The 7450-nt window shown below is 61.3% G+C and carries 7 protein-coding genes; 2 read left to right on the top strand and 5 right to left on the bottom strand.

Translation table 11 applies throughout. The annotated features are described in order from the left end of the window. The 5 genes from AACS18_RS07010 to AACS18_RS07030 all read right to left on the bottom strand — a co-directional run. The coding region (locus AACS18_RS07010; RefSeq protein WP_108614008.1) for a methyl-accepting chemotaxis protein at nt 1-1242 on the bottom strand (1242 nt) is incomplete at its 3' end. A 180-nt stretch (nt 1243-1422) separates the two neighbouring features. Beyond that, entirely contained in the window at nt 1423-2319 is an 897-nt protein-coding gene (rarD, locus tag AACS18_RS07015) for an EamA family transporter RarD (protein ID WP_005356175.1), read from the bottom strand. A 125-nt stretch (nt 2320-2444) separates the two neighbouring features. Beyond that, on the bottom strand, nt 2445-2615 hold the full coding sequence (locus tag AACS18_RS07020; RefSeq protein ID WP_005341999.1) for a hypothetical protein: 171 nt from the start codon (nt 2613-2615) through the stop codon (nt 2445-2447). A 126-nt stretch (nt 2616-2741) separates the two neighbouring features. Beyond that, nucleotides 2742-4238, bottom strand: coding sequence for an aldehyde dehydrogenase (locus tag AACS18_RS07025; protein ID WP_108614009.1), 1497 nt, complete (start codon nt 4236-4238; stop codon nt 2742-2744). 123 nt (nt 4239-4361) lie between these two features. Beyond that, nucleotides 4362-4904, bottom strand: coding sequence for a cupin domain-containing protein (locus tag AACS18_RS07030; RefSeq protein WP_005339643.1), 543 nt, complete (start codon nt 4902-4904; stop codon nt 4362-4364). A gap of 186 nt (nt 4905-5090) precedes the next feature. On the opposite strand from AACS18_RS07030, the gene AACS18_RS07035 reads away from it, so the two are divergent. Then, nucleotides 5091-6422, top strand: coding sequence for an aspartate aminotransferase family protein (locus AACS18_RS07035; RefSeq protein WP_108614010.1), 1332 nt, complete (start codon nt 5091-5093; stop codon nt 6420-6422). A gap of 82 nt (nt 6423-6504) precedes the next feature. Further along, the coding region (locus AACS18_RS07040; protein ID WP_146184861.1) for an aldehyde dehydrogenase family protein at nt 6505-7450 on the top strand (946 nt) is incomplete at its 3' end.

Consider the following 7450-nt stretch of genomic DNA (forward strand, 5'->3'; position numbering starts at 1 on the left):
GCCGGTGCGGGTCGCCAGCGAGCGTACTTCATCGGCCACCACGGCAAAACCGCGTCCCTGTTCACCTGCCCGCGCCGCTTCAATGGCGGCGTTCAGCGCCAGCAGATTGGTCTGCTCCGCAATATCGTGAATGGCGCCCGCCAGCCCGGCAATCTGCTGCGAGAGGCCAGCCAGATCCGAAATGGTCTGTGAGACCTGCTTCACTCCCGTGACTTGCTCCCCGATAACCTGTTCCACGGTGTGGATGGCGAGTGTCGCCTCTTGTGCCCGCTCTGCTGACTGCAGGGTTTGCTCCCCCACCTGATGCAGCTGGCTACCCGCCTGTTCAATGGAGTGGGTGAGCTGCTCGATGGCCTGTTCGATATGGTGGGCCGCCCCGACCTGAGCCTGACTGTCATCGGTGTGCCGTTGTGCCATGGCGGTCAGGCTGGTGGCGCGATCATCCAGCGTACTGGCGCTGCGTTGCAGGGACTCCACCAGGGTTGCCAGCTGGTCACGCATGGCCCCGATCTGGCGGATCAGCTCGCCGATGGCATCAAGGCCCGGCTCCGGCATGGGGCGGTTCAACTCCCCTTCGGCGATGGCGGCGGTGGCTTTGCCTGCGGCCAGCAGCCGCTGTTGGGTGGGGCGTCCCAGCCAGAAGATGAGCCCGGCCCCCAGCAGTGCGGCGCACAACAGCAGTCCGTAGCAGAGTCGGGTGGTGTTGGCGAGATGGGCCATCTGCTCGGCGGCATACTGGTTGCCGCGGATGACGGTGGCGTCCACCCCTAGCCGGTGGGCGTTATAGAGGGTGTGCAGGCGTGCCGCAATCGCGCCCGCCTGCGCCAGATCCCCCGCCTTGATGGCGGGGACAAACTTGTCGTTGAGCAACTGCCAGAACAGCTCTCCCTGCATTTTTTGCTCCCCCAGCAGCAGCTCTCTGAGGGGCTCGTTCAGGTTGCTCTCTTGCCAGAAACGGTTACGGCTCTCGAACTCTTGCTGCAGTCGGGCGAGGGTTTGCAGCAGGGCCTCCCGCTCCTCCGGTTTGGCATGGAGCAGGGTGTAGACCTGCAACTGGGATTCGATGAGGTAGAGAGGCGGCGGCAGAATATCGGCTACCACATCCTTCCCCTGTCCCATCTGATCGGCTGCGCTCCGGACCGAGTAAAGCCCGAAAAAGCTGATGGAGATCAGTGTGATAATGACCATGATCCCCAGAACCTGACCAAAAAGCAGAGATCTGTCGTGAATGTGCTTGAGCATGTTGCCTCCATTCGGCTCCGTTCATGGATAGCATAGCTCTCTGGCGGGATAGTGAGACTCGGGCGTGGTCTGTTGATGGTCAGTCGGCTCTGGAGAAGGGGGAGTAGCAGTCTGAAAACCGCTGGTGGCACGAAAAAGAACCCCGGCCGATGAGCCGGGGTCGCTGGTGGTGAGGCGGTGTCAGGTCCGGCTTGGCGCGGCTTTGCCGCTGCGCAGCCCATCCAGACTGAACAGCACCAGCGCGCTCCAGATGCAGGCGAAGGTGAGCAGTTTGTCCATCGCCAGCGCTTCCCCATAGAGGGTGACTGCGAGGATAAACATCAGGCTGGGGCCTATGTACTGGAAGAAGCCCAGGGTGGAGAGCTTGAGCCGTGTCGCGGCGGCGGTGAAGCAGAGCAGGGGGGCCGTGGTGACGGCGCCTGCGGCGATCAGCAGCAGGTTGAGGTGCCAGTCGTTCTGGGTGAGATGGCTGGTGGGGCTGTCGGCAAAGCCCCACAGATAGATGGCCGCAGGCGGCAGCATGATCATGGTTTCGATCAGCAGACCGGTGAGGGCATCGAGGGCCAGTTTTTTGCGCACCAGCCCATAGATGGCAAAGCTCGACGCCAGCACCAGCGCAATCCAGGGCAAGGAGCCAAAGGCGATAAGCTGGATGGCCACGCCGGCAAAGGCCAGCGCCACCGCCCACCACTGCAGGCGGCGCAGCTTCTCGCTCAGAAACACCATTCCCAACAGTACGTTGAACAGCGGGTTGATGTAGTAGCCGAGGCTGGCATCCAGCATATGGCCGTTGTTGATGGCCCAGATGAACAGCAGCCAGTTGCCGCCGACGGTAACCGAAGTAAACGCAAGGGTGAGCAGCACTTTTGGCTGGCGCAGCACCGCCTGCACCTTGTGCCACTGGCGCCCAGCCAGGGTGAGCACCATCAGCAGCACGCAGGACCAGATCATCCGGTGGGTCAGGATCTCGGCGGCCGGGACGGCAGAGATGGTCTTGAAATAGATGGGGGCTATGCCCCAAAGGGTATAGGCGCACAGGGCGTAGATGACGCCCTGACGCTGGATCTGTTGCGGCATGCGGATGACCTTTACTGAAGCGTTGGATGCGGGAAAACATCGCAAAAAATCAGTGTAGCGATCCTTTTGCGGGGAAAGAAGCGAATAAACAAAGTTTGAGGGATAGGAGGAGTGTGGCTGGCCGGTCAGCCTTTACCGCGGCGGATCTTGTCGACGTCCATCAACAGCCACAACATCAGGGCGATGGCGGAGATCCAGGGGCCCCAGGTCACGTAGGCCTCGCCGTGCCCCAGCACGAAGAACAGCAGGGGCAAACCGATCACCAGAAAAAGTACGCTTCCCAGAAAAAATAGCATTTTTGTCTTTATATTTAACATGTTGGCTTTTTTATCATTATAAGGATTGAGCCCGGTGATGGAAGGCCAAAAATGCAAAAGGGGGATTTCTCCCCCTTTTTGATCCGATAGTGCTGCTTTGTCGTGTTATTCCAGCTGAATCCAGGTACTTTTCAGCTCGGTGTACTTCTCCAGTGCATGAAGTGACTTGTCGCGACCGTTGCCGGACTGTTTGAAGCCGCCAAACGGCATGGTCATGTCACCGCCGTCCCAGTTGTTGACGAACACGGTACCGGCGCGCAGGGCGCGGGTACCTTTCACCGCCTTGTTGAGATCAGCCGTCCAGATCGCCGCCGCCAACCCATAGTCGGTGTCGTTACCCAGCGCAATGGCCTCTTCCAGCGTATCGAAGCCGGTCACTGCCAGAACCGGGCCGAAGATCTCCTCGCGGAAGATGCGCATCTGCGGGGTCACGTCGTCGAAAATGGTGGGTTCGATATAGAAGCCGCCACTCTCCATATTGGTGCGGTTGCCCCCCAGCAGCAGTTTGGCCCCCTCCTGCTTGCCAATCTCGATATAGCGCAGCACCTGCTCCATCTGGATGTGATCCACCATGGCGCCGATGCGGGTCGCAGGGTCGAGCGGGTTGGCCGAGATCCACTCGCGGGCATGGGCCAGCAGTCGCTCCATAAATTGCGGTTTGATGCTGTTTTGCACCAGCAGCCGAGAGGCGGCGGTGCACACCTCGCCCTGGTTGTAGAAGATGGCGCCAGCGGCGCTCTTGGCCGCGGCGTCCAGATCCGGCGCATCCGCCAGTATGATGTTGGGGCTCTTGCCGCCGCACTCCATAAAGGCGCGCTTGAGGTTGGACTTGCCGGAGCACTCCACCAGATGTTTGCCGATCTTGGTGGAGCCGGTGAAGGTGATGCAATCCACATCCATATGCATGGCCAGCGCCTCGCCCACGGTATGACCAAAGCCCGGCAGCACGTTGAACACACCGTCCGGAATACCCGCCTCCTTGGCCAGACCCGCGATACGCAGGGCGGTCAGGGGGGATTTCTCGGAAGGCTTGAGAATGACTGAGTTGCCGGTAGCGAGCGCCGGGCCCAGCTTCCAGCAGGCCATCACCAGCGGGAAGTTCCAGGGCACGATGGCGGCAACCACCCCGAGCGCTTCGCGGGTCACCAGTGCCAGGGCGGATTCCTCCACCGGGGCGACCTGATCGTAGATCTTGTCGATCGCTTCGGCGTTCCAGGCGATGCAGTTGGCGGCGGCGGGGGCGTCATAGCCCATGGCATCGCCGATGGGTTTGCCCATATCCAGCGACTCCAGCAGCGCCAGCTCAACCTTGTTGAGGCGCATCAGCTCGGCGAAGCGCTGCATGATCTGCTTGCGCTGTTTCGGCGGCAGGCCGCTCCAACGCTTGTCGTTGAAGGCGTCACGCGCAGCCTGCACCGCCAGTTCGGCATCGGCGGCATCGCAGGCCGCCACTTTGGTCAGCAGCTTGCCGTTGGCCGGGTTGATGCAATCGAAGGTGGCGCCATTGACGGCATCCCGATAGCTGCCGTTGATAAAGGCTTGCGAGGGCAGGGTCAGATGGGCGGCCTTGTGTTGCCACTGGGCCAGGGTCAGGTCACTCATGTTCACTCCTTGAACCGGCAAAAGTCAGATTCCGCGTATCAATATGCTAAACATCCTGCCGCTTGTAAATCCATCTTGTAACAATTCATTAAACATTGCCCCCTGCCGACGCGCGCCTGAATGTCAGAAACTGGCGGGGGTGTTGGCCGAAATCAGCACGCACTCCTGCTCGCCGCTATTGCGAAAACGGTGGGGGGTGCGGCTGTCGAAGTAGTAGCCATCCCCGGCGCCCAGCAGGTAGATCTGCTCGCCCACGGTCACTTCAACCTCGCCCTTGATGACGATGCCGCACTCTTCACCCTCGTGGCTCAGCATGTCGTCACCGGTGTCGGCGCCCGGTGGCAGCACCTCCTGCAACATGCCGATGGCGCGGTTGGCGCGGCTGTGCCCAACCAGCCGGTAGCTGATGGGATGCGTGCCGAGATCCGGCATATCGGCGGCGCGGAAGATCACTTCGGTGCCCATTTCGGTCTCTTCGGTGAAGAAGCTGGCCAGCGACATGGGGATGCCTTCCAGCACCTTGCGCAGGGAGGCGACAGAGGGGCTCACCTGATTTTTCTCGATTTGGGAGATAAATCCGTTGGTCACACCGGAGCGCTTGGCCAGCTCGCGCTGGGAGAGGGCTGCCTTGGTGCGAACCGCCTTGAGGCGGTGACCGATATCCATCTATAGACACTCCTTGACTGTTTACTATTATTAAAATTGTGTTAAATATCTTATACCACCCTGCTGATGCGTCTAGCTAGGGGTGGCACCAGACAGGGCGATAACGGGCCCTTTTTTATGGATTCAGGTGTTTAATTTAATAGGCATTGGCCGACAGTTGCTAAACACCTTAAGGATGAGGTGACCATGAAACCGATCAGCGACATCAATACGCCCTCCGACATGTCCGCCTTCTGGATGCCGTTCACCGCCAACCAGCAGTTCAAGGCGGCGCCGCGCATCCTGAAGTCGGCAGAGGGGATGTATTATCACTCAGAGGATGGCCGCAAGATACTGGATGGCACAGCCGGACTCTGGTGTTGCAACGCGGGCCATGGTCGGCGCGAGATTGCCGAGGCGGTCTCCCAGCAGATTTCCCACCTCGATTTTGCCCCCACTTTCCAGATGGGCCACCCCCTGCCATTCGAGCTGGCCAACAAGCTGGTGGAGATCGCTCCCAAGGGGTTTGGCCACGTCTTCTATACCAACTCCGGCTCAGAGTCGGTCGATACCGCGCTCAAAATCGCGCTGGCCTGGCAGCGGGCTCGCGGTCAGGGCTCCCGCACCCGGCTGATTGGTCGCGAGCGTGGCTATCACGGGGTCGGCTTCGGTGGCATCTCGGTGGGGGGCATTCCCGGCAACCGCAAGTGGTTCGGCTCCCTGCTGACCGGCGTCGATCATCTGCCGCATACCCTCAACATCGCCAAAAACGCCTTCACCAAAGGGTTGCCCGAGGAGGATGTGGCGCTGGCCGACGAGCTGGAGAAGATCGTCTTCCTGCACGATGCCAGCAATATCGCGGCGGTGATCGTCGAGCCCATCGCTGGCAGTACCGGCGTGCTGATGCCGCCCAAAGGCTACCTCAAGCGGCTGCGGGAGATTTGCACCAAACACGGCATCCTGCTGATTTTTGACGAGGTGATCACCGGTTTCGGTCGCCTTGGCTCTCCCTTCGCCGCACAGGAGTTCGATGTCATCCCTGACATGATCACCTGCGCCAAGGGGCTCACCAACGGTGCTATCCCCATGGGGGCGGTGCTGGTACAAAAGCACATTTATGACGACATGATGGCGGCAGGCAAGGGGGCTATCGAGCTGTTCCACGGCTACACCTATTCTGGTCATCCAGTGGCTGCTGCTGCGGGGCTCGCGACCCTCGAGATCTATCGCAACGAGAACCTGCTCAGCCGCGCCGCCGATCTGGCGGGCTATTGGGAGGAGGCGGCCCATTCGCTGAAGGGCTGCAAGCATGTGAAGGATGTGCGCAACTACGGGCTGGTGGCGGGTATCGAGCTGGAATCGATGCCGGATGCGCCGGGCAAGCGCGCCTATGAGGTGTTTGTTCGCTGCTTCGAGAAGGGGGCGCTTATCCGGGTGACCGGCGACATCATCGCCCTGTCGCCACCCCTTGTCATCGAGCGCAGCCAGATCGACGATCTCTTCACCCTGCTGCAGGATGCCCTGCAAGCACAACCCTAACCCATTTGATGGCCCCCGCACTGGCGGGGCCTTGCGTTGTTTTGCTCAGCGCATTTACCACATCAGTTATCACGGAGGATACATGACATACAGGGTCAGCAACTTCATCAACGGCCAGCCGCAGGAGAGTCGCAGCGAGCGCCAAGGGGCCATCTTCAATCCCGCCTGCGGCAAGCAGCAGGGGAGCGTGGGGCTGTCGAGCGCCTCCGAGTGTCAGGAGGCGATCGCCATCGCCGAGCGCGCCTTTGCCGACTGGTCGCAAACCCCCCCGCTGGTGCGGGCCCGGGTCTTTTTTCGCTTCAAGGAGTTGATGGAGCAGCACAGGGACGAGCTCGCCCAGCTCATCAGCCGCGAGCACGGCAAGGTCTTCTCCGATGCGCAGGGCGAGTTGACCCGCGGGCTGGAGGTGGTGGAGTTTGCCTGCGGCATTCCCCATCTGCTCAAGGGGGAGCACTCCCTCAACGTCGGCCGCGGGGTAGACAGCTACTCCATGATGCAGCCGGTGGGGGTCTGCGCCGGTATCACCCCGTTCAACTTCCCGGCCATGGTGCCGCTCTGGATGTTCCCGGTCGCCATCGCCTGCGGCAATACCTTCATTCTCAAGCCCTCCGAGAAGGATCCCTCCCTCTCGCTGCGGATGGCCGAGCTGCTGAAGGAGGCCGGTCTGCCGGACGGCGTGCTCAACGTGGTGAACGGTGACAAGGAGGTGGTGGATGTGCTGCTGACCGACCCGCGAGTAGGTGCCGTGTCGTTTGTCGGTTCCACCCCCATCGCCCAGTACATCTATGCCACAGCCTCTGCCCACGGCAAGCGGGTGCAGGCGTTGGGCGGCGCCAAGAACCACATGGTGGTGATGCCGGATGCGGACCTCGATCAGGCGGTCTCAGCCCTGATGGGGGCTGCTTATGGGGCGGCGGGTGAGCGCTGCATGGCGATCTCGGTGGCCGTGGTGGTGGGAGACGAGACCGCCGATGCGCTGGTGGCCAAGCTGACGCCGCTGGTGGGAAAACTGCGGGTGGGTCCGGGGC

Origin of the sequence: Aeromonas sp. HMWF015, from assembly GCF_963878965.1 — a bacterium.
In the GTDB taxonomy this organism is placed as follows: Bacteria; Pseudomonadota; Gammaproteobacteria; order Enterobacterales; family Aeromonadaceae; genus Aeromonas; species Aeromonas veronii.